General features: G+C 54.0%; 1 protein-coding gene. It reads right to left on the bottom strand.

Annotated elements, in window-relative coordinates:
- Window positions 1-213 (bottom strand): hypothetical protein (locus JWG43_RS19475; protein WP_205244531.1); only part of this gene is annotated, 213 nt, incomplete at both ends.

Here is a 213-nt window from a genome sequence, read left to right as displayed (position 1 = left end):
GAGGCATATCGCTTATCTGCAGGACATACCGGAAAACGATTTCAAGGTATTGGGCAAATCCTGGAGCCAGCGCAAGTTCGTTCAGGGTTGTAAACGCGCTTCTCAGTTTTTCCAGTCCTTCTTTCGTCTGGGAAAGGCTCTGGGCGCGGAGTAGATCGCTGATGACCCGCACCATGGCATTGCCGGCCAGTTCCTCCATGCCATGGGCAGAGA

The organism is Desulfobulbus alkaliphilus, from assembly GCF_016918545.1.
Classification (GTDB): Bacteria; Desulfobacterota; Desulfobulbia; order Desulfobulbales; family Desulfobulbaceae; genus Desulfobulbus; species Desulfobulbus alkaliphilus.
Note: the sequence above shows the minus strand (reverse complement) of the source record. Positions and strands in the feature narration are given on the sequence as shown.